We start from the raw sequence: 24,027 nt of genomic DNA, 5'->3' as shown, positions 1-24,027 counted from the left end.
GCAGGGGTCAGAGCGCGGCGAGCGCCTGCGTCACGTCGTCGACGAGGTCCGCCGGGTCCTCCAGGCCCACCGACAGGCGGACCGTCGTCTCGTTGATGCCCACCTTGGCGCGGCCCGCCGGGCCGAGCTTGCGGTGCGTCGTGGTCGCCGGGTGGGTGACCATCGACTTGGCGTCGCCGAGGTTGTTCGAGATGTCGATGACCTGGAGCGCGTCGAGGAACTGGAAGGTGCGCTTCTTCGCCTCGACGGGGTCGAGCCCGTCGGGCACGGCGAGGTCGAACGTGACGACCGTGCCGCCGCCGGCCTGCTGCGCCACCGCGAGCTCGTGCTGCGGGTGCGACGTCAGGAACGGGTAGCGCACGACCGAGAGCCCGTCGAGGCTCTCGAGCGCCGTCGCCACCTCGAGCGCGGCGTCCGTCTGGGCGCGGACGCGCAGGTCGAGCGTCTCGAGGCCCTTGAGCAGCACCCACGCGTTAAACGCGCTGAGCGACGGCCCGGTGTTGCGGATGAAGGTCTGGACGGGCCCTTCGAGGAACGCGCGCGAGCCCAGGATCGCCCCGCCCAGCACGCGGCCCTGCCCGTCGATGTGCTTGGTCGCCGAGTACACGACGACGTCCGCCCCGAGCTGGAGGGGCTTCTGGAGCACGGGCGTCGCGAACACGTTGTCGACGACGACGACAGCACCGGCCGCGTGGCCGAGCTCGGCCACGCGGCGCACGTCGACGAGGTCCTGCATGGGGTTGGAGGGCGACTCGAAGAACACGACGTCGGCCGGGCGGGAGAGCGCCTCCTCCCACTGCGAGAGCACGTGCCCGTCGACGTAGTCGACGCTCACGCCCCACTTGGCGAAGATCTCCTCGTAGATGACGTTCGTCGAGCCGAAGAGGGCGCGCGCCGAGACGATGCGCGAGCCGGCCTTGACCAGCGCGGCGAGCGCGGTGAACACGGCGCTCATGCCCGTCGCCGTGGCGTAGCAGGCCTCGGCCTCGGGGCCCTCGACGAGGCGCAGGCGCTCCTCGAAGGCGTGCACGGTCGGGTTGCCGTAGCGCGAGTAGACGAAGCGCGACAGGTCGCCCGCGAACGCCGCCTCGGCGTCGGCGGCGGAGTCGTAGACGTAGCCCTGCGTGAGGTAGATCGGCTCCGACGTCTCCTGGTACTCGGAGCGGCGGTGGCCGCCGCGCACCGCGAGCGTGCGGGGGCGGGCGCTCGCAGGGAGCGGGCCGCGACCCGAGCCGCCGGGCCGCGTGGCGTCGCCCGCGGGGCCGGTGACGATCGGCGCGGTCATCGCGCGTCGCCCGCGGGGGCGCCGTCGGTGTAGCTGGTGCGCCAGGGCAGCCGGGCGACCTTCCAGCCCTCCACGTCGCGGACGCCGGAGAGCCCCGGCGCGCCCTCGAAGCCCTGGAGCACGTTGTACGACGGCGCGAGGCCCGCGGCCGTGGCGACGCGCGCGGCGGCGACCGAGCGCTGGCCGGAGCGGCACAGGAACACGAGCGAGGCGTCGTCGCCGGCACCGGCGGCCGCGAGTCCGGCCTTGAGGTCGGCGAGGAACGCCGGGTTGGGCGTGCCGTTGTTGAGCACCCACTGCGTGAACACGGCCTGCTTGCCCGTGCTCGCGACGTCGGGCACGCCGATCTGCTCCCACTCGGCCTGCGTGCGCACGTCCACCAGGACGACGTTCGGGTCGGTGGTGAGCAGCTCCCACGTCTGCTCCGGCGTGAGGTCGCCCGCGTAGCCCTCGGCGGGAACGGCGGTGATCGCGCTCATGAGTGCCTCCATCGATCGTGGCTGGAGCACCCTGCTGTCGCAGGGTTGCTGCGGCGTCGTCCTGCCACGTCAGTCGGCCGCTCGGGATGGTCGCCGGGATCGTACGACGCGGCGGCGCCGGTGTCCGCAACGTCTCGCATGATGGTCCCGAATCGTGAGATTCGCGCCAGGAGCCGTTGACGCGCGACGACGGAGCGCCCAGAGTGGCGACCGGTCACGAGTGCCAGCGCGAAGCCCCGGCTCGCTGGCCGGCAACCCTCCCTCCGCGGCGGGGTGCCCCGGGTGACGACCAGGCCGTGCGCACCTCCCCGCACGGCAAGCGCCAAGAGGAGACCGCCATGACCGCGACCGCCGCCGCCGCCCCCACCGCCGTGGCCGAGCACGCCGCCAGCCCGACCTACACCCCCGCCCGGGTCGACGGCGTCGCCGCCGTGCTGCCCGTCGTCGGCGCGGACACGCTCGTGCCGCTCGTCGACGGCCGCCGCGTCCCGTACGCCAACCTCGACGTCGCCGCGTCGGCGCCCGCGCTCCAGGCGGTGGCCGACCACGTCGACCGCGTCCTGCCGCTCTACGCGTCCGTGCACCGCGGCGCGGGGTACCTCTCGCAGGTGTCCACCGCGCTGTACGAGCAGGCCCGCCGCACCATCGGCGCGTTCGTCGGCGCGCGCGAGGACGACCTCGTCCTCGTCACGCGCAACACCACCGACTCGCTCAACCTGCTCGCCGGGTGCGTCCCCGCCGACCCCGCCACCGGCGCACCCGGCCGCGTGCTGGTGCTCGACATCGAGCACCACGCCAACCTGCTGCCGTGGCAGCGGGACACCGACGCGACCGTTCTGGCCGGCGGCCCGTCCGTCGCCGCGACGCTCGACGCCGTCCGCGAGGAGCTCCGCGACGGCGGCCCCTACGCCCTCGTCGCGATCACGGGCGCCTCCAACGTCACGGGCGAGGCCCTGTCCGTCGCGGCCGTGGTCGAGATCGCGCACGCCGCGGGCGCCCGCGTGGTGCTCGACGGCGCTCAGCTCGTGCCGCACCGCCCGTTCTCGCTCGCCGCGTCCGGCGTCGACTACGTCGCGTTCTCCGGCCACAAGACCTACGCGCCCTACGGCGCCGGCGCCCTCGTGGGCCGCCGCGACTGGCTCGACGCCGGCACCCCGTACCTCGCCGGCGGCGGGGCGGTGCGCCGCGTGCGCGTCGCCGAGACGACCTGGCACGAGGGACCCGCCCGCCACGAGGCCGGGTCGCCCAACGTCATCGGTGCCGTCGCGCTCGCGGCCGCGGCCGAGGCGCTGCGCGCCGTCGACCCGGCCGAGCTCGCCGTGCACGAGGCCGCGCTGCGCGACCGGCTCGTCGCGGGCCTCGCCGAGATCGACCGAGTCCAGGTGGTCCGCTGCTGGGCCGACGCCGTCGACCCTGTCGGCGTGGTGACCTTCACGGTCGCGGGCTACGACCCCGGCCTCGTCGCGGCGTTCCTGTCCGCCGAGCACGGCATCGGCGTGCGCGACGGCCGGTTCTGCGCGCACCCGCTGCTGGGCCGCCTGGGCTTCGACGCCGGGGCCGTGCGCGCCTCCGTGGGCGTCGGCACTCCCGGCGCCGACGTCGAGCGGCTCGTCGCGGCGGTCCGGTCGCTCGTCGCGGACGGCCCGCAGGCGCAGTACGACGTCGTCGACGGCCTGTGGGTCGTGGTCGACGACCCGCGCCCGGTGCCCGAGGGCCTCGGCCTCGACGGCCTCCTGGCCACGGCCGCGCTCGGCGACCCGACGGGCTGCACGCCGATCCTCTGAGGCGTCACGAGGGCGGCGTCACCAGACGGCGGCGCCATGAGGGCGCCCGTCACCAGGTCGGCGGCCGCCGGTCCGGCCCGCGTACCGCGTCCTCGAGCTGGGCCGCGAGGGCCAGCAGCGTGCGCTCGCCGCCCGGGTGGCCCACGAGCTGGACGCCCATCGGCATGCCCGCCGGGGCGGTCGGGGTCGGCGCGGTCCACCGCGTGGGCACCGTGATGGCGGGCAGCCCGGTCACGTTCATCATCGACGTGTAGGGCGTGAACTGGCACTGCTGCTCGAAGTTGCGCTCCGGGTCCTCGGCGTCGAACCAGCCGAGAGGCGGCGGCACCATCCCCAGGGCGGGCAGCACGACGGCGTCGTACGGGGCGATGCGCTGGAGCGTCGTGCGCTCGAACACGCTCAGCGCCCGCAGCGCCTCGACGAGCTCCCGCGCGCCGACCTTGCGGCCCACGCCCACGAGCCACCGGGTGAGCGGCTCCAGCAGCCCGAGCCGCTCCGGGTCGTCGATGGGCAGCGCCGCCGCGCCGGCCATCCACAGGCTGCGGAACGCCGGGGCGTACGAGGCGTCCGGCTCGCGGTGCAGCTCCTCGAGGTCGTGCCCGAGCCCGGCCAGCGCGTCGACCCCGGCCCGGTGCGCGGCGAGGGCGTCCGGGTCGGGCGTGATGTCGTAGAACCCCTCCCACGGGCTGAACGTCGACACGGCGAGCCGGAAGCGGCCCTCGCCCTGCGCGGCCTCGAGGTACGACCAGCGCGGGCCGACGTCCTGCCGCAGCGTGTACCGGTGCGCGGCGCTCCCGTCGGGCCGCCGCGCGATCATCCCCTCCAGCAGCAGCGCGGCGTCCGCGACCGTCCGCGCGATCGGCCCGTTCACCACGAGCCCGCCCACGGAGTCCACGCCGCCGCCGTCGGGCAGCAGGCCGCGGCTCGGCTTGAGCCCGACGACGCCGCACGCCGCCGCCGGGATGCGGATCGACCCGCCGCCGTCGGACCCCGGCGCGAACGGCAGCATCCCGGCCGCGACCGCCACGGCGGCCCCGCCGCTCGACCCGCCCGCGGTGCGCGTCGGGTCCCACGGGTTGCGCGCGGGCGGGAACGCGAGCCCCTCGGTGTAGGCGGGGAAGCCGAGCTCGGGCGCGGCCGTCTTGCCCAGGCTGACCGTCCCGGCCGCGTCGAGCTGGGCGACGATGTCGCTGCTCACGGTCGGCACGTACTCGTGGTCCCCGGCGAACGCGCGCGAGCCGAAGCCTGTCGGGACGCCCGCGCGGTCCCACAGGTCCTTGTCGCCGGACGGCAGCCCCCACAGCAGGTCGTCGCCCGCTCCGGTGTCGTCGCCGACCGGCTCGCCCGCCGCGTCCGTGCGGCCGGTCCGCGCCTCGCGGTCCCGCACGAGCGCGGCGGCGCGCTCGCGGGCGGCGACGGCGGTGACGGTCGCGAACGCCCCGAGCCGCCCGTTGCGCGCGGCGACCCGCCCCAGGTAGTGGTCCGTCAGCCCGACGGGGGACAGCGAGCCGCCCAGCAGCAGCTCGCGCAGCTCGACGGCGGTCCGCTCGTGCAGCTCGGTCATGCGCCCCACCCTAGGTCGCGGGTCGCGGGCCAGGGCGCCCGAGGCCAGACATCCTGCCCGCGGCCCCCGCCCCGCGGCGGAGGGCCGCGCCGCTCACAGCAGCGGCCGCACCTCCTCACCCAGCCAGGCGGCCACCGCGACCGGGTCGCCGTCCACGGGCAGCACCGCGACCGTCGTCGTGCCCGCGTCCGCCCAGGCCCGCAGGTGGTCGGCCGTCGCCTGCGCGCCCTGCGCGCGCACCGGCGGCGGCAGCACCACGAAGGTGCACACCGCGAAGGGCCCGCCGCGCCCGGCGGCGGACCGCCCCTCCGCGACGAGCTCGAGCGCTCGGCGCACGTCGTCGGGCATGGTGCCGCCCGTGAGCACGACGCCGTCGGCGACCTCGCCCACGAGCCGTAGCGTCCTGGGCCCCTGTCCCGCGGCGAGCACGGGCGGCGGGGACGCGGGCGGCCAGTCGAGCGCGACGTCGTCGAGCGTGACGTAGCGCCCGCGGACGCTGAGCCGCTCGCCGGCCAGCAGCGCCCGCAGCGCCGTCACGTGCTCGCGCAGCAGCGTCAGCGGCGAGGCGACGCGCGCCCCCACCTGCTCCATCCACGACTGCACCCCGTGCCCGACGCCGGGCACGAGCCGCCCGGGGAACATGCCCGCGAGCGTCCCCAGCTCCATCGCCGTCAGCGCGACGTTGCGCAGCGGGACCGGCAGCACACCGAGCCCGACGCGCAGCCGCGACGTCGCCGCGAGGATCGCCCCGGCGGCCGCGACGCCCGACTCCTTGAAGCAGTCCTCCCACAGCCAGAGCTCCTCGAGGCCCGCGGCGTCGGCCGCCCGGGCGACGTCCAGGAGCTGCGCGGGCGAGAGCTCTTCCGGGTTCGCGATGCACCCCAGCGTGACCATGCCCGCGACGCTAGCCCGCGCCCCCGACACGCACCACGCGGTCAGAGGGGCGTGACCTCGCCGTGGAAGTGCCGCAGCCGCCGCCCGGCGTTCCAGCCGACGTACTCGAACCCGTCGTCCGAGGCCGTGATCGCCACGTCGACCGTGCCCGGCAGCAGCACGGGCCGCCCGAACTCCACCGTCCACCGGTACGCCGGCCCGCGCCGCGGCCCGACCTCCGCGAGCGCGCGCGCCGCGGTGTACATCCCGTGCGCGATCGCGCGCGGGAACCCGAACGCCTTCGCGGACAGCGCCGACAGGTGGATCGGGTTGAGGTCGCCCGAGATCGCCCCGTACGCGCGCCCGGTCCCGCCGGGCAGCGCCCAGCGCCCCGTGGGCAGGGGAGGGGCCCACGTCCCGGCGGGTGCGCGGTCCTCGCCCTCGTCGGGGGCGCTCGCGGCGTCGTCGGGCACGTGGAAGCCGCGCGAGAGGTACGTCGAGACGCCCCGCCACGCGAGCTCGTCGCCGACGCGGACCTCGGCGACCATGTCGAGCTGCACGCCGCGGCGGTGCGGCCGCAGCCGCTCCGCCCACGCGCGCACCTCGAGCGCGTCGCCGACCCGGACGGGCCGCAGCAGCGACGCGTCGTTGGCCAGGTGCACCGTGCCGATGAGCGGCAGCGGGTAGTCGCCGCGCACCATCACGGACGTGGCCAGCGGGAACGCCAGCACGTGCAGGTACCCCGACGGCAGCAGCTCCGAGCCGGGCTCGTGCATGAGCCGCTGGTAGTCGCGCAGGTGCGTGCCGAGCCCGTCCGTGGGCAGGTGCGCCACGCGGTGCGCGACGCGCGGCAGCGTGAGGGCGTCGTCGTCCGACGCCGCGGCGCCCGACCCGAGCACGGGGAGCGCCGGCAGCGCCCGCCCCGCCGCCATGCGGCCCGACGACGCGGCCCCCCGCGCGTACAGGCCGGGCAGGCCGGGCATCGCGGGCAGCGTCTCGACGTCGAGGCCCTCGCCGTCCGACGTCGTGAGGACGGCGGTCACCGGCCCACCAGGTTCTGCCCGCACACGCGCAGCGTCTGGCCGGTGATGCCCACCGCGCCGGGCGACGCGAGGAACGCGACGGCCTCGGCCACGTCCACCGGCTCGCCGCCCTGGAGCAGCGAGGAGAGCCGCCGCGCCACCTGCCGGGTCGCGAACGGGATGTGCTGGGTCATCTCCGTCTCGATGAACCCGGGCGCGACGGCGTTGGCCGTGCCGCCGTGCGCGGCGAGCAGCGTGGCCGTCGCGGCGGTGTGCCCGACGACGCCCGCCTTGGTGAACGCGTAGTTGGTCTGCCCGCGGTTGCCCGCGATGCCCGACGTCGAGGCGAGCGACACGATGCGCAGCCCGTCGAGGTCGCCCGCCGCGGCGGCAGCCAGCAGGGTCTCGTTGATGCGCAGCTGCGCCTCGACGTTGACCGCGACGACCGAGTCCCACCGGGCCGCGTCCATGTTGGCGAGCAGCTTGTCGCGCGTGATGCCGGCGTTGTGCACGACGACGTCGAGCCCCCCGTGGCGCGTCCGCGCGTGCGCGAGGATCTTCTCCCCGGCGTCGGGCGCCGTGACGTCGAGCTGGAGCGCGGTGCCGCGCACGGCGTTGGCGGTGCGGGCCAGGCCCTCGCCCGCGGCGGGCACGTCGACGCAGACGACGGTGGCGCCGTCGCGCGCGAGCGTCTTCGCGATGGCGGCGCCGATGCCGCGGGCGGCGCCCGTGACGACGGCGACCTTGCCCTCGAGGGGGCGGTCCCACGCGTCGGCGGGGTAGAGGAACCAGCCGTTCGCCGCGCTGACGGTCAGGAGCTGCCCGTCCACGTAGGCGCTCTTCGCGGAGAGGAAGAACCGCAGCGCCGCACGGGCCGAGGGGTGGTCGGCGGCGGCGTCGTCGGCGAGCTGGATGCCGTTGGCGGTGGCGCCGGCGCGCAGCTCCTTGGCGAGCGAGCGCAGGAACCCGTCGACGCCCTGCCGCACGGCGGCGAGCTCGGGTGCGTCGCCGGGCGCGGCGGCGCGGGAGACGGTGACGACGCGCCCGTTCGGCGCGAGCCGCTTGAGCGCGCCGGGCAGGGAGAGCACGGCGGTGGACGCGTCGGCGGGCCGCGCGACGTCGGTGAGCACGACGACGACGGCGCCCCAGCGGGTGGCGTCGTCGTCCTGCCGCGCGACCGTCAGCCCCCAGCCGTCCAGCGTCGCGGCGACCGCGGCCGCCGACTCCTGCGACGCGGCGTCGGACACCACCAGCACCGGGCCCACCGTGAGCGGCGCCCCCGGCTGGTGGCGGCGCAGGAGGGCCGGGCGCGGCAGGCCGAGCTTCTTGGCGAGGGTCTTCGTCATGCCGGTGTTGACGGCCTTCGTGTACGTGTCGGTCACGGTGCCCGCCTCAGGCCGACTCGAGCAGGGCGGTGGCGCCGAGGCCGCCGGCCGCGCAGACGGACAGGAGCGCGCGCGCCGACTTCCCGGTCTCGGCGGCCCGGGCGGCGACCAGCTTCGCGGCCGTCGCGAGGATGCGTCCGCCCGTCGCGGCGAACGGGTGGCCGGCCGCGAGCGAGGACCCGTTGACGTTGATGCGGTCCCGGTCGACCGTGCCGAGCGCACCCGGCAGCCCGAGCTCGGTGCGGCAGTAGTCGTCGTCCTCCCACGCGGCGAGCGTCGTGAGCACGGTGGAGGCGAAGGCCTCGTGGATCTCGAAGAAGTCGATGTCGGCGAGCGTGAGCCCGTTGCGGGCCAGCAGGCGCGGCACCGCGTGGGCGGGGGCCATGAGCAGCCCCTCGTGCCCGTGGACGTAGTCGACGGCGGCGGTCTCGGCGTCGACGAAGCGTGCGAGCACGGGCAGGTCGCGCTCCGCGGCCCACGCGCGGGACGCGAGGAGGACGGCGGACGCGCCGTCGGTCAGGGGCGTCGAGTTGCCCGCCGTCATCGTGGGCTCGGCCGTGCCGAGCGCCTTGCCGAACACCGGGGCGAGGGCGCCGAGCTTCTCGAGCGACGTGTCGGTGCGCAGGTTGTCGTCGCGGGTCAGGCCGCGGAACGGGGTGACCAGGTCGTCGAAGAAGCCCTCGTCCCAGGCTCGGGCGAGGTGCTGGTGCGAGGCGAGCGCGACGGCGTCCTGCGCCTCGCGCGTGACGCCCCAGCGGGCCGTCGTGACGGCCTGGTGCTCGCCCATCGACAGGCCGGTGCGCGGCTCGTCGGTGGACGGGGTCAGCGGCTTGAGGTCGGCCGGCCGCAGCCGGGCCAGCGCCTTGAGACGGCCCTGGACGGTCCGGGCGTGCGAGGCCTCCAGCAGCACGCGGCGCAGGCCCTCGCTCACGGCGACCGGGGCGTCGGAGATGGTGTCGGTGCCGCCGGCGATGCCCGCCTCGATCTGGCCGAGCCGGATCTTGTTGGTCACCGCGATGGCCGCCTCGAGGCCCGTCGCGCAGGCCTGCTGGACGTCGTAGGCGGGCGTCTGCGGGGAGAGCGACGAGCCGAGCACGCACTCGCGCACCAGGTTGAAGTCGCGCGAGTGCTTGAGCACCGCGCCGCCCACCACCTCGCCGAGCCGTTCGCCCTGGAGGCCGAACCGGGCGACGAGGCCCTCGATCGCCGCGGTGAGCAGCTCCTGGTTGGAGGCGTCGCCGTACGCCTTGCCGGCGCGGGCGAACGGCAGGCGGTTGCCGCCGACGACGACGGCGTCGCGGGCAGGGGTGGGCGTCGGGGTGGTGGAGCGTGTGGCCACTGCGTCGTTCCTTCGCTCGTGCGTGCGGGGCGCGATCTTCGGTGATCGTCCCTCTGCCCCGTGGTGGGGCCAAACTGTGACGTGCTACTCAGAGTACCTGATACCGTGAGTTCCGTGAGCCGGGTCACAGCCACGACCCCGGCACTCCTCACGGATCACAGGAGAACGCGATGACGCGTGACCAGGACGGGCGATCGACGCGCTGGGACGACCACCGCACCGCCCGCCGCGCCGAGCTGGTCAAGGCCGCCCGCAAGGTGGTCCACCGGCAGGGCCCCGGCGTGTCGATGGACGACATCGCCGCGGCCGCCGGCACCTCGAAGTCGATCGTGTACCGCTACTTCGCCGACAAGGCGGGGCTGCGGCTCGCGGTGGCCACCGCCGTCGTCGGCGACATGCACGCCGCCCTCTCGCGGGCCGCGGCCGAGGCGCCGACGCCGCTGGGCGGGCTGCGCGCCATGGTGCGGGTCTACCTCGAGATGATCGAGCACTCGCCGCGCGTCTACTGGTTCGTCACCCGCACCTCCATCGCGGGCGTCGAGCCGGAGCCCGAGGAGAGCCCCGGCGCGGACGCACCCCTGTCCGCGTACCTGGACTCCGTGATCGAGATCGTCGCCCGCCCGTTCGCCGAGCTCGCAGGCGTTCCCGACGACGTCGCCGCGGCCTGGGCCGCCGGCGCCGTCGGGCACGTGCGCGGCGCCGGCGAGTGGTGGCTCGCCCACCGCGAGGCGGGCACGACGACGCTGACCCGCGAGGAGCTCACCGAGCACGTGACGGCCTGGCTCTGGCAGGGCCCCGTCGGCGTGCTGCACACGCCGCCCCTGAAGACCACGCTCTAGGAGTCCTCGATGACCACCACGGACCAGACCGCGCCGGCGACCCCGGCGGTCGAGCCGCCCGCGACCCCCGTCCCCGCGGCCGTCCCCGCGGCCGCCCCCGCCCGGACGGACCCCGCCGACGCGCGCGTCGACGTCGCCGCCCTCCACGACACGCTGCTCGGCCGCTGGCCGCGGTGGCGCGCCGCCGCGCGCGCCCACGCCGCCGAGCCGCGGTTCTGGAAGGACGAGACGCTCACGATGGCGGAGCACCGCGCCCGCGTGCTCGACCAGTGCCGCGAGCTCGCCGCGGACCCGGACCACCAGGTGTGGCTCGCGTTCCCCGCCCGCCTGGGCGGTGGCGACCAGCCGGGCGCCAACCTGGCCGGCTTCGAGGAGCTCGCCCTGGGCGACCCGTCGCTCCAGATCAAGGCCGGGGTCCAGTGGGGCCTGTTCGCGTCCGCCATCTGGCAGCTCGGCACGCCCGAGCAGCAGGACCGCTGGCTGCCCAGCGCCATGGACCTGTCCGTCCCGGGCGCGTTCGCGATGACGGAGACGGGCCACGGCTCCGACGTCGCCGCCGTCGGGACGACCGCGACGTACGACCCGGACACGCAGGAGTTCGTGGTCCACACGCCGTTCCGGGCCGCGTGGAAGGACTACCTCGGCAACGCGGCCGAGCACGCCACGGCCGCCACGGTGTTCGCGCGGCTCGTCACGCGCGGCGTGGACTACGGCGTCCACTGCTTCTACGTGCCCGTCCGCGACGGCGCCACGGGCGCGTTCCTGCCCGGCGTCGGCGGCGAGGACGACGGCCTCAAGGGCGGTCTGCGCGGCGTCGACAACGGCCGCCTCTGGTTCGACCACGTGCGCGTGCCGCGCGAGAACCTGCTGGCCCGCTACGGCCAGGTGGCGGAGGACGGCAGCTACACGTCGTCGATCGAGAGCCCCGGCCGCCGCTTCTTCACGATGCTCGGCGCGCTCGTGCAGGGCCGCGTCTCGCTCGACGGCGCCGCCGGCACCGCCTCCCGCGTCGGCCTCGCGATCGCGGTCCGGTACGGGGCCGAGCGCCGTCAGTTCTCGGGCGCGACGCCCGACGACGAGGTGGTGCTGCTCGACTACGCCACCCACCGCCGCCGCCTCCTGCCGCGCATCGCCGAGACGTACGCGCTGCACTTCGCGCACGAGAGGCTGCTCGACCTGTTCGACGACGTCTTCAGCGGCCGCGGGGACACCCCCGAGAAGCGCGCCGACCTGGAGACCATGGCCGCCGCGATGAAGGCGACGTCGACGGCGTTCGCGCTCGACACCCTCCAGGAGTGCCGCGAGGCGTGCGGCGGCGCCGGGTTCCTCACCGAGAACCGCATCACGTCCCTGTACGACGACCTCGACGTCTACGCGACGTTCGAGGGCGACAACACGGTGCTGCTCCAGCTCGTCGCCAAGCGGCTCGTGGGCGACTACGGCAAGGCGCTCGGCGCGCAGGTGCGCACGCCCGAGGGCAAGGCCCGGTTCGTCGCCGACCGTGCCGTCGACACGCTGCTGCACCGCACGCCGCTCAAGCGGGCCGCGCAGACGGTCGCCGACGCCGTCGCGCGGCCCGGCACGGTGTTCGACGCCGAGGCGCAGCGGGTCCTGCTGGCCGACCGCGTCGCCGCGAAGGTCGAGGCCGTCGCGCTCGCCCTGCGTCCCGCGCGCCACGCCGAGCCGGCCGCCGCGCAGCGGATCTTCGACCGGCAGCAGGTCGCGCTCATCGACGCCGCCCGCTCGCACGCCGAGCTGGTGCGCTGGGAGCTGTTCACGCAGGCCGTCGACGCGACGCCCGACGCCGGCACGCGGACCGTGCTCGGCTGGCTGCGCGACGTCTACGCGCTCACCGTGATCGAGCGCGACCTGGCCTGGTTCGTCGTGAACGGCCGCCTGGCGACATCGCGCGCCCGGGCCGTGGAGGGCGAGCTCGACGCGCTGCTGCGCCGGCTGCGGCCGCACGCGCTCGACCTGGTCGCGGCGTGGGGCCTGACGGACGACCACCTGCGCGCCGCGATCGCCACGGGCGCCGAGAAGGTCCGCCAGGACGAGGCGCGCGCGTACTACGCGGCGCAGCGCGCGGCGGGCGAGGCCCCGCGGCGGGAGAAGGCGCCGCGGCGCTGAGCCGCGACGGCCGCGACGCCAGGACGCCGTCCCGGGAGGTCCGGGACGGCGTCCTGCGCGTTCGCGGCCGGGGCGAGCGGGGAACGAGCGGCGAGCCGGAGGGTCAGGCGGCGGCGGGCGTCGGCATCGCGTGACGGGCGACGGGTGCGCGGTCCGGCAGGAGCTCCGGGGCGGCCTCCGCGGCGGCGGGCACCGGGAGGGGGAGCGGCGCGGGCTCAGGCTCCGGCTCGGCGGGTTCCGGCGTCGGGCGCGTGCCGAGCGTGACGAGCGGCGGCTCGAGGACCGACGCGGCCGGCGTGAGCCAGCCCAGCACGAACGCCGACGCCAGGCCGACCGCCAGCGCGGCGACCGCGACCGAGGTGCTGCCGACCCCGAGGGCCACCCCGAGCACCGTGCCGTCGGCGACGGCGATCCCCGCTCCGGTCAGCAGCACGGCCTTCATGCGATCAGCTCCTCAGGTCCCTCCACCATGGGACGACGAACCGGGGGTGCTCGCATCCGCAGCGTGCTGCGGTGAGACGGTCAGCGCTGGACGGGGTGCCAGAACGGGGCGGGCGTGGCCGGGGCGGCCGCGGCGGGGGCAAGCGCAGAGGGGGCCGGTGCAGACGGGGCCGGTGCAGACAGGGCCGGTGCCGACGGGGCGGGCCAGGCCTGCGCCGCCGGCTCGGGCTGCGGGTCCCACAGCATGGGGCTCGGCGCGGGCCGCGCCTGGGCGAGCAGCGCGCCGTGCACCTGGCCGGCGAGGCTCAGCGCGAGCTCGAACCGCAGGGGCGAGCAGGACTCCGCCGCGAGCCGGCCGCCGGCCGCCGGGTGCGGCACGAACGCCAGCACCTCGTCGTCGCGCAGCAGGACGCCGCGGTCGAGCACCTCGACCAGGATGTCCTCGAGCAGGATCTCCTCGCGGCCCTCGTCGGAGTCGAGCTCGGCGTACAGGTCGACGATGTTCGTCCAGCGCAGCGTGAGCGTGCCCTCGATGGTGTCGAGCAGCCACCAGCCGTCGAGCGACTCGAGGAAGACGTCGCCGAACACCGTCGTGAAGCGAGGGGTCTTCCCATGCGTGCCCAGCCACGACCACGAGGCGAGACCGAACGCGAACGCGCTCGGCGAGAAGCTCCTGAGCATCTGCACGTGCGCATCAAACCACTTCGTGGTATCGGTGGCGAACACGCAGGTCACGACGCCGGGCTCAGTCGACGGGCGGGTCCTCCCGCAGCCAGTGCAGCACCGAGAAGGCCTCGCGCCGCAGGCGGACGTTCGCGAACGGGGCCACGACGCGGCCCAGCAGCCAGGCCGGCACCACACCCAGGAGCGGCGCGAGCAGCACGCTGACGCCGAACGAGAGCGTCGTGACGAACGTCAGGAACCAGACGAGGAACATCCCCAGGAGCACGAACACGACCCAGCTCGCCGGCATCGGGGCCGGCAGCCGCGCGGCCCAGGGCAGGGCGGGTACGTGCCAGTGCGTCACGAGGCGCGTGCGCGACGGCTCGTCGCCCACGTCCCAGCACACGCTGTCCGGAACGGTCATGCGCTCACCTCCGCTCGGAGAGCACACCCGGGCCTCCGCCCGGGTGGTGTCCCAGCATGGGCCCTGGCGCGATCCGACGTCGACCCTGACGCTCGACGATCGGCGGCACCGCGTGCGTCTCCGCCCGCCGACGGCGGGAACCCGCGGCGGCGGGCCCGGCTAGACTGGCCACGCGCGAGTCGCGCACCCCCACCCGCCAAGGCCGACGCCGGAACCGCGTCCGCGGAGCTCACCCGGCCCCCTGGCAACGTGCGAAACCCGAGGGAGTTTGATGTCTGCCGCCGCTCGCGCTGAACAACCGTCGCTGGACACGGTCGAGAACGCCGCCGCCACCCCTGACGAGGTGCAGCCGTACGCGGAGCTCGGCCTCAAGCCGGACGAGTACCAGCGGATCCGCGACATCCTGGGCCGCCGCCCCACCGCGGCCGAGCTCGCGATGTACTCGGTCATGTGGTCGGAGCACTGCTCCTACAAGTCGTCCAAGGTGCACCTGCGCAAGTTCGGCGAGCGCGTCACCCCGGAGATGACCAAGAACCTGCTCGTCGGCATCGGCGAGAACGCCGGCGTCGTCGACATCGGTGACGGCTGGGCCGTGACGTTCAAGGTCGAGTCGCACAACCACCCGTCGTTCGTGGAGCCGTACCAGGGTGCGGCCACCGGCGTCGGCGGCATCGTGCGCGACATCATCTCGATGGGCGCCCGTCCTGTCGCCGTGATGGACCAGCTCCGCTTCGGCGACGTCAACCACCCCGACACGGCGCGCGTCGTGCACGGCGTCGTCAGCGGCGTGGGCGGGTACGGCAACTCGCTCGGCCTGCCGAACATCGGCGGCGAGCTCGTGTTCGACGGCTCCTACCAGGGCAACCCGCTCGTCAACGCGCTGTGCGTCGGCGTGCTGCGGCACGAGGACATCCACCTCGCCAACGCCTCGGGTGTGGGCAACAAGGTCATCCTGTTCGGCGCCCGCACGGGCGGCGACGGCATCGGCGGCGCCTCGATCCTCGCGTCCGAGACGTTCGAGGACGGCGTCCCCGCCAAGCGCCCGTCGGTGCAGGTCGGCGACCCGTTCATGGAGAAGGTGCTCATCGAGTGCTGCCTCGAGCTGTACGCCGCCAAGGTCGTCGAGGGCATCCAGGACCTCGGCGCCGCGGGCATCTCGTGCGCCACCTCCGAGCTCGCCTCCAACGGCGAGGGCGGCATGCACGTCTTCCTCGACGACGTCCTGCTGCGCGACCCGTCGCTCAACGCGGGCGAGATCCTCATGTCGGAGTCGCAGGAGCGCATGATGGCCGTCGTCACGCCGGCCAGGCTCGACGAGTTCATGGCGATCACGAAGAAGTGGGACGTCGAGACGTCGATCGTCGGCGAGGTCAACGACTCGGGCCGCCTCACGATCGACCACCACGGCCAGCGCATCGTCGACGTCGACCCGCGCACGGTCGCGCACGAGGGGCCCACCTACCACCGCCCGTACGCCCGCCCGGCGTGGCAGGACGCGCTCGTCGCCTCGACGACGGCGGACCTGCCCCGCCCGGTCACCGCGGACGAGCTGAAGGCGACCGCGCTGCGCCTGCTCGCCTCGCCCAACCTGGCCTCCAAGGCGTGGGTGACCGACCAGTACGACCGGTTCGTGCAGGGCAACACCGCGCTCGCGCAGCCCGACGACGGCGGCGTGGTCCGCGTCGACGAGTCGACGCACCTCGGCGTCGCGCTGGCCACCGACGCCAACGGCCGCTACGCCAAGCTCGACCCGCGCACGGGCGCCCAGCTCGCGCTCGCCGAGGCGTACCGCAACGTCGCCACCGCGGGCGCTGTGCCCATGGCCGTGACCGACTGCCTGAACTTCGGCTCGCCCGAGAACCCCGACTCGATGTGGCAGCTCGTCGAGGCGATCGAGGGCCTCGCCGACGCGTGCCAGGAGCTCGCCGTCCCCGTGACCGGCGGCAACGTCTCCCTCTACAACGAGACGGGCGCCCCCGGCCTGGTCGACTCGGCCATCCACCCGACGCCCGTCGTCGGCGTGCTCGGCGTGCTCTCCGACGTCCGCACGGCGGTCCCGTCCGGCTGGCGCACGTCCGGGCTGCGGGTCCTGCTGCTCGGCGCCACCGCCGACGAGCTCGACGGCTCCGTGTGGGCCGACGTCGTCCACCAGCACCTCGGTGGTGTGCCGCCGCGCGTCGACCTCGCCGCCGAGCGCGCGCTCGCCTCGGTGCTCGTCGGCGCCCGCGAGGCGGGCCTCGCCGTCGCCGCGCACGACCTCTCCGAGGGCGGCCTGGTCCAGGCGCTGCTCGAGTCGTCGCTGCGCTACGGCGTGGGCGTCCAGGCGTCCACGGCCGGCATCGAGGCGCGCGACGGCGTGTCGGCGTTCGCCGCGCTGTTCTCCGAGACGACGGCCCGCGCGCTCGTCGCCGTCGACCGGGCCCGCGAGGCCGAGCTCGTCGCCGCGGCCTCCGCGGCGGGCGTCCCGGTGCTCGCGATCGGCACGACGGGCGGCGACGCCGTCGTCGTCGACGACGTGACCGTCGCGCTCGACGAGGCCCGCACGGCCCACGAGGGCACGCTGCCGACGTACTTCGGCTGATCCCGACGGCGAAGGGGCCCGGTTCGCCGTCTCGGCGGGCCGGGCCCCTTCCGTGTCCGCGGGTGCGGGAGTGCGGTCAGCGCACCACGGTGACCGGGCAGGCCGCGTAGTCGAGGACCTGGCGGCTCACCGAGCCGAGCAGGAGGCGGCCGAAGCCGCCCAGGCCGCGCGAGCCGACGACGACGCGGCCGGCGGTCGCGGAGGCGTCGACCAGCGCGGCGGCGGGGGCGGCGTTGACGACGGTGCGCTCCAGGCGGCCGGCGGGCAGGTCGATGCCCGCGGCCTCGACGGCCCGGTCGAGCAGCTCACGGGCGTGGCGCTCGTAGTCCTCGCCCGAGGGGATCCCGGCCCAGGTGCCGGGGAGCGGGGCGAGGCCTGACGTCTGCCACGCGTACACGACCTGCAGCGTGCTGCCGGTGCGGCGGGCCACCTCGGCGGCGTGCCGCACCGCGAGCACCGACGCGAGCGACGAGTCGACGCCCACGACGACGCGCGGGCCCGACGCGACCACGTCGCGGGGCAGCAGCGCGGTGCCGTCGGACGTCGCGGCGGCCGTCACGGCGGGGACCGCGGCGTCACCCGCGTGACGCACCACGGTGACGGGGACGCTCGCCCGCTCCACCACCTCGGCGCTCACGGAGCCGAGCACCAGGCGCCCGAGCTTCGACAGGCGGCGCCGGCCGAGCACCAGCTGCTCGCTGCCCTCCGCGGCCTCCAGCAGCGCCTCGCGTGCGGACCCGGCGACGGCCACGACCGACGTCGGGCAGGCGGCACCGACCCGCCGCTTCGCCTCGCCGACGAGCTGCTCGGCCCACACCGTGCGGCCCTGGGACGGGTCGTCGCCGCCCGCGCTGACGGCGGTCAGCGTCGTGCCGCGCGACGTCGCCTCGGCGAGCGCCCAGTCGAGGGCCTCCCGGGCCTCGTCGGTCTCGTTGATGCCAACCACGATGCCGCGCATCGCTCACCTCCGGGGTGGGGGCGGCGCCGGGTAGCACCGCCGAACGGGTCGAAGAGCCGGGTCTCAGCGCTCCGGGGCGGGGACGGGACCGTCGTCGTCGACGGCGGTCTCCGCGGTCACGGCCTTGGCGGGGTCGAAGCCGCGGGCGCGGTTGGCCAGCATGAGGCCGATGGTCGGGAACACCAGGGCCGTCACCTTGGCGCCGCCCACCATGGCCGCCGCGTACGGCGTGCTGAAGGCGCCCGCCTCCAGGCCCAGGTGGCCCATGACGACGACGACGGCGAGGCCCGTGCCGACGAGCAGCGAGGTGGCGGTGCGCTCCTGGAGCGTGGAGCCCTTGGGCAGGGTCAGCGAGCCGGGGACGCCGCGGGCCAGGAACTTGAGGATCACGAACACGGGGAGGAACCACAGCGCCTGCGGGGAGGCGACGAGGCCCGCGAGGTCGAACGTCACGCCCGCCCACACGAAGAACAGCGGGATGAGGAAGCCGTAGCCCAGCGCCTTGGCCTTGCGGAACAGGATGTGCTGCTCGGCCGGCGAGGTCTTCTTGTTCATCGCCTGGACCAGGATGCCGGCGGCGAACGCGCCGATGAGGCGGTCCACGCCCATGGCCACGGCCAGCAGCACGACGGCGCCGACCACCAGCACCTGGAGCCGGATGCCGAACTGGCCCGAGGCGTCCATGGTCATCGACTGGATCCTGCGGAAGACGAACGGCAGGCCCCCGCGCAGCAGCCACAGCAGGACGGCGATGATCGCGCAGAACGCCAGGTGCATGAGCGTGGCCCAGAGCGGGCTGTGATCGCCGGAGACGTCGCCGACGATGAGCGCGACGGCCACGAGCGGCGCGAACTGGCCGATGACGCCCGCGGCGATGGTCGCCTGGCCCACCTTGGTGGTGATCTCCTGGGCGTCGTTCATCATCGGGTAGATGGTGCCGATCGCCGTCGAGACCACGGCGCCGCCGATGAACACCGCGGTGACGAAGGCCGACGTCGAGCCGCCGAAGTCCACCACCGAGGCGAGAGCGAACATGGCGCCGACGGCGATGACCAGGCACAGCAGCCACGACGTCGTCGCGGTGCGCAGCGGGCGGCCCATGAGCTTCTTGAAGTTCGTCTCCTGGCCCGCGAGGAAGAACAGGGCGACGACGCCCATGACGCGCAGCCAGTCGACCAGCCCGCCCGGGGTCACGACGGCGAGGCCGAGGACCGAGGGGCCGATGAGGATGCCGAGGAACATCTCGAGCACGGCGACGGGAACCCGCACGAAGCGGGAGAGCACGGTGTAGAGGATCGGCGCCAGCACGGTGGCTGCGACCATCACGACCAGCGTGACGAGCGTGGTGCGGTCCATCGGGACACCCTTCGAACGGCCTGGGAGGGAACGAGCAAGGCCTTGCGCACAGGCGCGAGCCCTGGCGACACGTCGGCGGGCACGCACCGCCAGTGTGGCGCGGCGACCCCGCGGCGTCGCGCGGTTGGCCGCAGAGGCGCGGGCCACGGGCTGTGCGAGGGCGTTCCCGGGCCACCCTGCCCGGTGGTGCGCCGGGGTTCAGGCGGCGCGGCCGTGCGCGAGCAGCCAGCCGACGATCGCCGTGCTGGCGCCCGGCGTCCAGGAGGGCACGTGGTAGCCGCCGACGACGGTCCACAGGGCGACCTCGGCGCCGCCGTCGCACCCCGCCGACGTGCTGACCGTCGTCTCCGCGCCCGGGCGGGCCTTCTCGAGGTCGAGCGGGGCGCCGGTGGTCGGCGCCGCCGTGCAGCCGTCGAGGGTGCGCCACGCGTCGACGGTCGCCTGCGCACCCGGGTAGCCGCGCCCAGGCCCGTTGCTGCCGCCCGTGAAGGAGATCGTCTCGTCGGTGCTGCCCTGCACCTGGAGCACGCTGACGGACCGGGAGGGCGCGCACGCCGCCGGGTCCTCCGCCTGCTCGCCCGCGACGGACACGACGGCCGCGACCAGGTCGGCGTGGTCGCACGCCATGCGCAGGGCCATGAACCCGCCGTTGGAGTGCCCGACGACGAAGACGCGGCCCGGGTCGACGGCGTAGCGGTCCTCCACGGTCGTGATGACCTGCGCCAGGTACGCGGAGTCGTCGACGTCCTTGTCGTCGAAGTCGCAGCACGCGTTCGTGGCGTTCCAGAACTGGTCGCCGCCCGAGTCCGTGGTGCCCTCCGGCGTGGCCAGCAGGAAGCCCTCCTGCGCGGACCGGTCGGCCAGGCCGAGGTAGCCGCTCAGCTCGCCGCCGTCCGACGTGTAGCCGTGCAGCCCCACGACCAGCGGCACCGGCGTGCTCCCGTCGTAGCCAGCCGGGACGGTGAGGGTGAAGGGCCGGTCCCCGAGCGCGATGGGCCCGGAGGTGCCGGCCGCGACGACGGCCGGCGTCGACGTGGCGCCGGAGGTCGCCTCGCCCGCCGTGCCCGAGGTGGGCCCGGAGCACGCGGAGAGCGCGAGCAGGGCCACGGCGGCCAGGGCAGCGCGGAACAACGGCGTCGTCGTCGGCATCTCTCGATGATGACGCAGGTCAGGGCACGTGCGCCAGCCCTTTCCGTGCGGCGGTCGCGCTCGTATCCTGGTGTCCAGGAGGTCCTGATGACGCCGCGGATCGAGCTTCTCGTCGTCGTCGCCACGATCTGGGTGCTGGTCGTCGCGACGGCCCTGGCCTGCGCCGCGTTCCGGGAGCGGTCCCGACGTCGGGAGCGGGAGCGGCGCTCCCGGGAGGGCGACCCCCTCGACACCCTGGTGCTCCAGCTCCGGCTCGGCCAGATGGCCGCCGAGATCCAGCAGCTGGCCGGGTCGCACGGGTTCGCCGCCGCCCACCACACGCGCGCGGCGCAGGCCGCCTACGACGCCCTGCTCGCGGAGGCGTGCCGCCGCGCGGGGCTCGACGTCGTCACGCCGCTGCGGGCGACGGAGGTCTCGCGGGAGTCGGAGCGGCTGCGCGAGGAGCTGGAGCTGACCTCGCGCGGCTGGAGCTGGTGAGCCCGGCGCCGATGGCGCCCCGTGCCCGTCCGGGCCGGAGGGCCGCTGGCACACTGCGGCGATGATCAGTGTCGAGCGCGCCGAACCCACCGACGCCCACGTCCTCTCCGCGACGTCGGTGCTCGCCTTCGAGGACGACGTCAACTACGGGGCGCCCCCGCCGCCCGGCGGCCCGCCCGGGTACGACTCCCCGGACTGGCACGAGCAGGCCTTCCGGTGGGGGCACGTGTACCGGATCGCCGAGGACGGCGTCGTCGTCGGCGGGGCGATCCTCATCCCGCGCGGCGCGGACGCCATGGAGCTCGGGCGGGTCTGGCTCGTGCCCGAGGCCCAGGGCCGTGGCCTCGGCCGGCAGGTGATGACGCGCCTGGAGGAGCTGTACCCCGCCGTCCGGCGCTGGGGCCTCGAGACGCCGCCGTGGAACTGGCGCACCCAGGCCTTCTACGCGGCGTGCGGCTACACCGAGGTGCGCCGCACGGCGGACGACGTCTTCTTCGCCAAGGAGATCCCGGGCGCCTGACGCCCGACGACGGCGAGGCCCGCCGGTCGCGTGGTGCGACCGGCGGGCCTCGCCGTGCGTGCCGGGTGCGTCAGAGGGACGCGAGGGCCCCGTTGAACGTGGCGCTCGGGCGCATGACGGCGCTCGTCAGCTCCGGGTCCGGGCGGTAGTAGCCGCCGATCTCGGCCGGGGCGCCCTGGACCGCGAGGAGCTCCTCGACGATCTGCGCCTCGGACGCCGCCAGCGCGGCGGCCAGCGGGCCGAAGGCGGCCGCGAGCTCCGCGTCCGTCGTCTGCGCGGCGAGCTCCTGGGCCCAGTAGAGGGCCAGGTAGAAGTGCGAGCCACGGTTGTCGATCGTGCCGAGCTTGCGGCCCGGCGAGCGGTCCTGGTCGAGGAACGTGCCGGTCGCGCGGTCGAGCGTGTCGGCGAGGAGCTGGGCGCGGGCGTTCGACGTCGTCTGCGCGAGGTGCTCGAACGACGCCGCGAGCGCGAAGAACTCGCCGAGCGAGTCCCAGCGCAGGTAGTTCTCCTCGACGAGCTGCTGCACGTGCTTCGGGGCGGAGCCGCCGGCGCCCGTCTCGAACAGGCCGCCGCCGTTCATGAGCGGCACGATCGAGAGCATCTTGGCCGACGTGCCCACCTCGAGGATCGGGAACAGGTCGGTGTTGTAGTCGCGCAGCACGTTGCCCGTCACCGAGATGGTGTCGAGGCCCGCGCGCATGCGCGCGAAGGAGAACGCGGTCGCCTCGGCGGGGGCCATGACGTGGATCTCCAGGCCGTCCGTGTCGTGCTCCGGCAGGTACTGCTCGAGCTTGCCGATGAGGTTGAGGTCGTGCGCGCGGTGCGCGTCCAGCCAGAACACCGCGGGGGTGCCCGAGAGGCGGGCGCGGCGCACGGCCAGGGCGACCCAGTCGCGGATCGGGGCGTCCTTGGTCTGGCAGGCGCGCCAGATGTCGCCGGCCTCGACGTCGTGCGCGAAGAGCACCTCGCCGGTGCCGTCGACGACCTCGACGCGGCCCGCCACGGGGATCTCGAAGGTCTTGTCGTGCGAGCCGTACTCCTCGGCCGCCTTGGCCATGAGACCGACGTTCGGCACGGTGCCGATGGTGGCCGGGTCGAGTGCGCCGTGCGCACGGCAGTCGTCGATCGCCGCCTGGTAGACGCCCGCGTACGACGAGTCGGGGATGACGGCGAGCGTGTCGTGCTCCTTGCCGTCCGGGCCCCACATCTTGCCGCCGCCGCGGATCATCGCCGGCATGGAGGCGTCGATGATGACGTCCGACGGGACGTGCAGGTTGGTGATGCCCTTGTCCGAGTTGACCATCGCGAGGGCCGGGCCGGCGGCGAGCCCGTCGGCCACCGCCTGGCGGACCGCCTCGCCGTCCGTCATCGACTCCGTCGCGGCGAGCAGGGCGCCCAGGCCGTCGTTGGCGGAGACGCCCGCGGCACGCAGCGAGTCGCCGAACTGCTCGAACACGGCGGGCAGGAACGTCTCGACCACGTGCCCGAAGATGATCGGGTCGGAGACCTTCATCATCGTGGCCTTGAGGTGGGCGGAGAAGAGCACGCCCTCCTCCTGCGCGCGCGAGATCTGCGCGGCGAGGAACGCGCGCAGCGCGCGCACCGACAGGAACGTGCCGTCCACGACCTCGCCGGCGAGCACGGAGAGCCCGCTCTTGAGCACGGAGACCGTGCCGTCGTCGGCGACGAGGCGGATCGTCAGGGTGTCGTCGGCGGGGATGACGACCGACTTCTCGTTGTGGAAGAAGTCGCCCTCGGTCATGGTCGCGACGTTGGTCTGCGACGTCGGCGACCAGGCGCCCATGCGGTGCGGGTGCGCCTTGGCGTACGCCTTGACCGAGCCGGGGGCGCGGCGGTCGGAGTTGCCCTGGCGGAGCACGGGGTTGACGGCCGAGCCCTTGACGCGGTCGTAGCGGGCGCGCACGTCGCGCTCCTCGTCGGTGGCCGGCGCCTCGGGGTAGTCGGGCACGTCGAAGCCCTGCGCCCGGAGCTCGGCGATCGCGGCCTTGAGCTGCGGCACCGACGCGGAGACGTTGGGGAGCTTGATGATGTTGGCCGTGGGCTCCTCGGCGAGGCGCCCGAGCTCGGCGAGCGCGTCCGGGACCTGCTGCTCCGGGGTCAGGCGCTCCGGGAACTGCGCGAGGATGCGCGCCGCGACGGAGATGTCGCGCGTCTCGAGCTCGACGCCGGCCTGGCCCGCGAAGGCCTGGACGATCGGCAGGAACGAGTACGTCGCCAGCAGCGGTGCCTCGTCGGTGTGGGTGTAGATGATCGTGCTCGGACCGGCCATGGGCGGCGTCGCTCCCTGGTGCGTCGGCGCTGCTGTGCAGCGGGGCGGAGTTTTCTCGACATCAAGATACTTCAGCGCGCGCGGGCGTCTCGCATCGACCGGGGTGGACCCTTCTGCGGGACGCCGTCTCGCCATGTGAAATAGATAATGTTGAGTGTTGCCCTCAACAATGTCGATTCGTAGAGTCCTGCGTACCGGGGTCCCACGGCCCCGGTGGTCATGAGCTCCGACGTTCAGCCCCGGCTTGTCGGACGGCAACCCCCCGCGTGGGTGGGTGCCCCGGGTGAGGACCAGGTTCGCCGGCACCGTCGGCGAGACAACACGCGAACCCCGCCCCGTGCGGGACAGGAGGAGAAGCAATGAACCGGAGCCTGTGTCGTCGTAGCTGTCGCTGACACGCGACGCCGCGACCTGCGGCCCGGGGCGGCAGCCCCGCAGCACCTCCCGACACCGCCCCCTGGCGGTCCCCCT

General features: G+C 75.0%; 20 protein-coding genes and 3 riboswitches. Of the genes, 6 read left to right on the top strand and 14 right to left on the bottom strand.

Translation table 11 applies throughout. From position 1 onward, the window contains the following. Window positions 1–7 precede the first annotated feature (7 nt). Together ET471_RS04025 and ET471_RS04020 are read right to left on the bottom strand one after the other, a co-directional pair. On the bottom strand, window positions 8–1,285 hold the full coding sequence (locus tag ET471_RS04025; RefSeq protein WP_129186708.1) for an O-succinylhomoserine sulfhydrylase: 1,278 nt from the start codon (window positions 1,283–1,285) through the stop codon (window positions 8–10). Next, entirely contained in the window at window positions 1,282–1,764 is a 483-nt protein-coding gene (locus ET471_RS04020; protein ID WP_129186707.1) for a rhodanese-like domain-containing protein, read from the bottom strand. Before ET471_RS04020 ends, ET471_RS04025 begins: the two co-directional genes overlap by 4 nt. A gap of 5 nt (window positions 1,765–1,769) precedes the next feature. Further along, window positions 1,770–1,857, bottom strand: a riboswitch (SAM riboswitch). Between the two features lie 119 nt (window positions 1,858–1,976). Then, a riboswitch (SAM riboswitch) is annotated at window positions 1,977–2,092 on the top strand. A gap of 10 nt (window positions 2,093–2,102) precedes the next feature. Here ET471_RS04020 and ET471_RS04015 point away from each other — a divergent pair. Continuing rightward, the gene (locus tag ET471_RS04015) at window positions 2,103–3,548 is read left to right on the top strand and encodes an aminotransferase class V-fold PLP-dependent enzyme (protein WP_129186706.1); all 1,446 of its coding nucleotides are present in this window, start codon (window positions 2,103–2,105) and stop codon (window positions 3,546–3,548) included. A gap of 49 nt (window positions 3,549–3,597) precedes the next feature. Here ET471_RS04015 and ET471_RS04010 read toward each other — a convergent pair whose 3' ends face one another. From ET471_RS04010 to ET471_RS03990, 5 genes are all read right to left on the bottom strand, one after another. Then, entirely contained in the window at window positions 3,598–5,112 is a 1,515-nt protein-coding gene (locus tag ET471_RS04010) for an amidase (RefSeq protein ID WP_129186705.1), read from the bottom strand. Between the two features lie 93 nt (window positions 5,113–5,205). Further along, a complete protein-coding gene (locus ET471_RS04005) occupies window positions 5,206–6,006 on the bottom strand; it encodes an LLM class flavin-dependent oxidoreductase (RefSeq protein WP_129186704.1) in 801 nt (266 codons plus the stop codon). A 41-nt stretch (window positions 6,007–6,047) separates the two neighbouring features. Beyond that, complete coding sequence (locus tag ET471_RS04000) at window positions 6,048–7,028, bottom strand: MaoC/PaaZ C-terminal domain-containing protein (RefSeq protein WP_129186703.1); 981 nt, start codon at window positions 7,026–7,028, stop codon at window positions 6,048–6,050. Continuing rightward, window positions 7,025–8,389 carry a 3-oxoacyl-ACP reductase gene (locus ET471_RS03995; protein WP_129186702.1) on the bottom strand — a complete coding sequence of 455 codons (1,365 nt, stop codon included), beginning with the start codon at window positions 8,387–8,389 and terminating at the stop codon, window positions 7,025–7,027. The genes ET471_RS04000 and ET471_RS03995 overlap by 4 nt, the downstream gene beginning before the upstream one ends. A 10-nt stretch (window positions 8,390–8,399) precedes the next feature. Beyond that, window positions 8,400–9,731 (bottom strand): acetyl-CoA C-acetyltransferase, encoded by a 1,332-nt coding sequence (locus ET471_RS03990; RefSeq protein WP_129186701.1) that lies wholly within the window; start codon window positions 9,729–9,731, stop codon window positions 8,400–8,402. 170 nt (window positions 9,732–9,901) lie between these two features. On the opposite strand from ET471_RS03990, the gene ET471_RS03985 reads away from it, so the two are divergent. Continuing rightward, on the top strand, window positions 9,902–10,570 hold the full coding sequence (locus ET471_RS03985) for a TetR/AcrR family transcriptional regulator (RefSeq protein ID WP_129186700.1): 669 nt from the start codon (window positions 9,902–9,904) through the stop codon (window positions 10,568–10,570). Between the two features lie 9 nt (window positions 10,571–10,579). Continuing rightward, window positions 10,580–12,697 (top strand): acyl-CoA dehydrogenase family protein, encoded by a 2,118-nt coding sequence (locus tag ET471_RS03980; RefSeq protein WP_129186699.1) that lies wholly within the window; start codon window positions 10,580–10,582, stop codon window positions 12,695–12,697. Between the two features lie 103 nt (window positions 12,698–12,800). On the opposite strand, the gene ET471_RS03975 is transcribed toward ET471_RS03980, so the two are convergent. The 3 genes from ET471_RS03975 to ET471_RS03965 form a co-directional block, all read right to left on the bottom strand. Further along, window positions 12,801–13,139, bottom strand: a complete 339-nt coding sequence (locus tag ET471_RS03975; protein ID WP_129186698.1) for a hypothetical protein — start codon at window positions 13,137–13,139, stop codon at window positions 12,801–12,803. An 80-nt stretch (window positions 13,140–13,219) separates the two neighbouring features. Continuing rightward, complete coding sequence (locus ET471_RS03970; RefSeq protein ID WP_207207323.1) at window positions 13,220–13,825, bottom strand: hypothetical protein; 606 nt, start codon at window positions 13,823–13,825, stop codon at window positions 13,220–13,222. A 58-nt stretch (window positions 13,826–13,883) separates the two neighbouring features. Beyond that, window positions 13,884–14,225, bottom strand: coding sequence for a DUF485 domain-containing protein (locus ET471_RS03965; protein WP_129186697.1), 342 nt, complete (start codon window positions 14,223–14,225; stop codon window positions 13,884–13,886). A gap of 271 nt (window positions 14,226–14,496) precedes the next feature. On the opposite strand from ET471_RS03965, the gene purL reads away from it, so the two are divergent. Continuing rightward, entirely contained in the window at window positions 14,497–16,806 is a 2,310-nt protein-coding gene (purL, locus tag ET471_RS03960) for a phosphoribosylformylglycinamidine synthase subunit PurL (protein ID WP_129186696.1), read from the top strand. 76 nt (window positions 16,807–16,882) lie between these two features. On the opposite strand, the gene ET471_RS03955 is transcribed toward purL, so the two are convergent. The 3 genes from ET471_RS03955 to ET471_RS03945 all read right to left on the bottom strand — a co-directional run bounded on the left by ET471_RS03955 (window position 16,883) and on the right by ET471_RS03945 (window position 20,269). Next, window positions 16,883–17,764, bottom strand: a complete 882-nt coding sequence (locus tag ET471_RS03955) for a universal stress protein (RefSeq protein WP_129186695.1) — start codon at window positions 17,762–17,764, stop codon at window positions 16,883–16,885. Between the two features lie 63 nt (window positions 17,765–17,827). Further along, window positions 17,828–19,120, bottom strand: coding sequence for a cation:proton antiporter (locus ET471_RS03950; RefSeq protein ID WP_129186694.1), 1,293 nt, complete (start codon window positions 19,118–19,120; stop codon window positions 17,828–17,830). A 198-nt stretch (window positions 19,121–19,318) separates the two neighbouring features. Then, window positions 19,319–20,269 carry a CE1 family esterase gene (locus ET471_RS03945; protein WP_129186693.1) on the bottom strand — a complete coding sequence of 317 codons (951 nt, stop codon included), beginning with the start codon at window positions 20,267–20,269 and terminating at the stop codon, window positions 19,319–19,321. A gap of 87 nt (window positions 20,270–20,356) precedes the next feature. Here ET471_RS03945 and ET471_RS17880 point away from each other — a divergent pair, with 87 nt between their 5' ends. Both ET471_RS17880 and ET471_RS03935 read left to right on the top strand, forming a co-directional pair. After that, window positions 20,357–20,746 carry a hypothetical protein gene (locus ET471_RS17880; protein WP_165350396.1) on the top strand — a complete coding sequence of 130 codons (390 nt, stop codon included), beginning with the start codon at window positions 20,357–20,359 and terminating at the stop codon, window positions 20,744–20,746. A gap of 61 nt (window positions 20,747–20,807) precedes the next feature. Further along, window positions 20,808–21,266 carry a GNAT family N-acetyltransferase gene (locus ET471_RS03935; RefSeq protein ID WP_129186692.1) on the top strand — a complete coding sequence of 153 codons (459 nt, stop codon included), beginning with the start codon at window positions 20,808–20,810 and terminating at the stop codon, window positions 21,264–21,266. 70 nt (window positions 21,267–21,336) lie between these two features. On the opposite strand, the gene ET471_RS03930 is transcribed toward ET471_RS03935, so the two are convergent. Continuing rightward, window positions 21,337–23,556 carry an NADP-dependent isocitrate dehydrogenase gene (locus tag ET471_RS03930; protein ID WP_129186691.1) on the bottom strand — a complete coding sequence of 740 codons (2,220 nt, stop codon included), beginning with the start codon at window positions 23,554–23,556 and terminating at the stop codon, window positions 21,337–21,339. Between the two features lie 215 nt (window positions 23,557–23,771). Then, window positions 23,772–23,884, top strand: a riboswitch (SAM riboswitch). Window positions 23,885–24,027 lie beyond the last annotated feature (143 nt).

The sequence above is a fragment of the Xylanimonas protaetiae genome (assembly GCF_004135385.1).
Lineage (GTDB): Bacteria > Actinomycetota > Actinomycetes > Actinomycetales > Cellulomonadaceae > Xylanimonas > Xylanimonas protaetiae.
This window is presented reverse-complemented; position numbering and strand designations above follow the sequence as displayed.

Excerpts from the sequence above, each read along its gene's own strand:
- ET471_RS03985 (WP_129186700.1), top strand. The coding sequence starts at position 9,902 with ATGACGCGTGACCAGGACGGGCGATCGACGCGCTGGGACGACCACCGC.
- ET471_RS03955 (WP_129186695.1), bottom strand. The coding sequence starts at position 17,764 with ATGCGCGGCATCGTGGTTGGCATCAACGAGACCGACGAGGCCCGGGAG.
- ET471_RS03980 (WP_129186699.1), top strand. The coding sequence starts at position 10,580 with ATGACCACCACGGACCAGACCGCGCCGGCGACCCCGGCGGTCGAGCCG.
- ET471_RS03945 (WP_129186693.1), bottom strand. The coding sequence starts at position 20,269 with ATGCCGACGACGACGCCGTTGTTCCGCGCTGCCCTGGCCGCCGTGGCC.
- ET471_RS03935 (WP_129186692.1), top strand. The coding sequence starts at position 20,808 with ATGATCAGTGTCGAGCGCGCCGAACCCACCGACGCCCACGTCCTCTCC.
- ET471_RS04010 (WP_129186705.1), bottom strand. The coding sequence starts at position 5,112 with ATGACCGAGCTGCACGAGCGGACCGCCGTCGAGCTGCGCGAGCTGCTG.
- ET471_RS04025 (WP_129186708.1), bottom strand. The coding sequence starts at position 1,285 with ATGACCGCGCCGATCGTCACCGGCCCCGCGGGCGACGCCACGCGGCCC.
- ET471_RS03965 (WP_129186697.1), bottom strand. The coding sequence starts at position 14,225 with ATGACCGTTCCGGACAGCGTGTGCTGGGACGTGGGCGACGAGCCGTCG.
- purL (WP_129186696.1), top strand. The coding sequence starts at position 14,497 with ATGTCTGCCGCCGCTCGCGCTGAACAACCGTCGCTGGACACGGTCGAG.
- ET471_RS04020 (WP_129186707.1), bottom strand. The coding sequence starts at position 1,764 with ATGAGCGCGATCACCGCCGTTCCCGCCGAGGGCTACGCGGGCGACCTC.
- ET471_RS04015 (WP_129186706.1), top strand. The coding sequence starts at position 2,103 with ATGACCGCGACCGCCGCCGCCGCCCCCACCGCCGTGGCCGAGCACGCC.
- ET471_RS03930 (WP_129186691.1), bottom strand. The coding sequence starts at position 23,556 with ATGGCCGGTCCGAGCACGATCATCTACACCCACACCGACGAGGCACCG.
- ET471_RS03950 (WP_129186694.1), bottom strand. The coding sequence starts at position 19,120 with ATGGACCGCACCACGCTCGTCACGCTGGTCGTGATGGTCGCAGCCACC.
- ET471_RS17880 (WP_165350396.1), top strand. The coding sequence starts at position 20,357 with ATGACGCCGCGGATCGAGCTTCTCGTCGTCGTCGCCACGATCTGGGTG.
- ET471_RS04005 (WP_129186704.1), bottom strand. The coding sequence starts at position 6,006 with ATGGTCACGCTGGGGTGCATCGCGAACCCGGAAGAGCTCTCGCCCGCG.
- ET471_RS03975 (WP_129186698.1), bottom strand. The coding sequence starts at position 13,139 with ATGAAGGCCGTGCTGCTGACCGGAGCGGGGATCGCCGTCGCCGACGGC.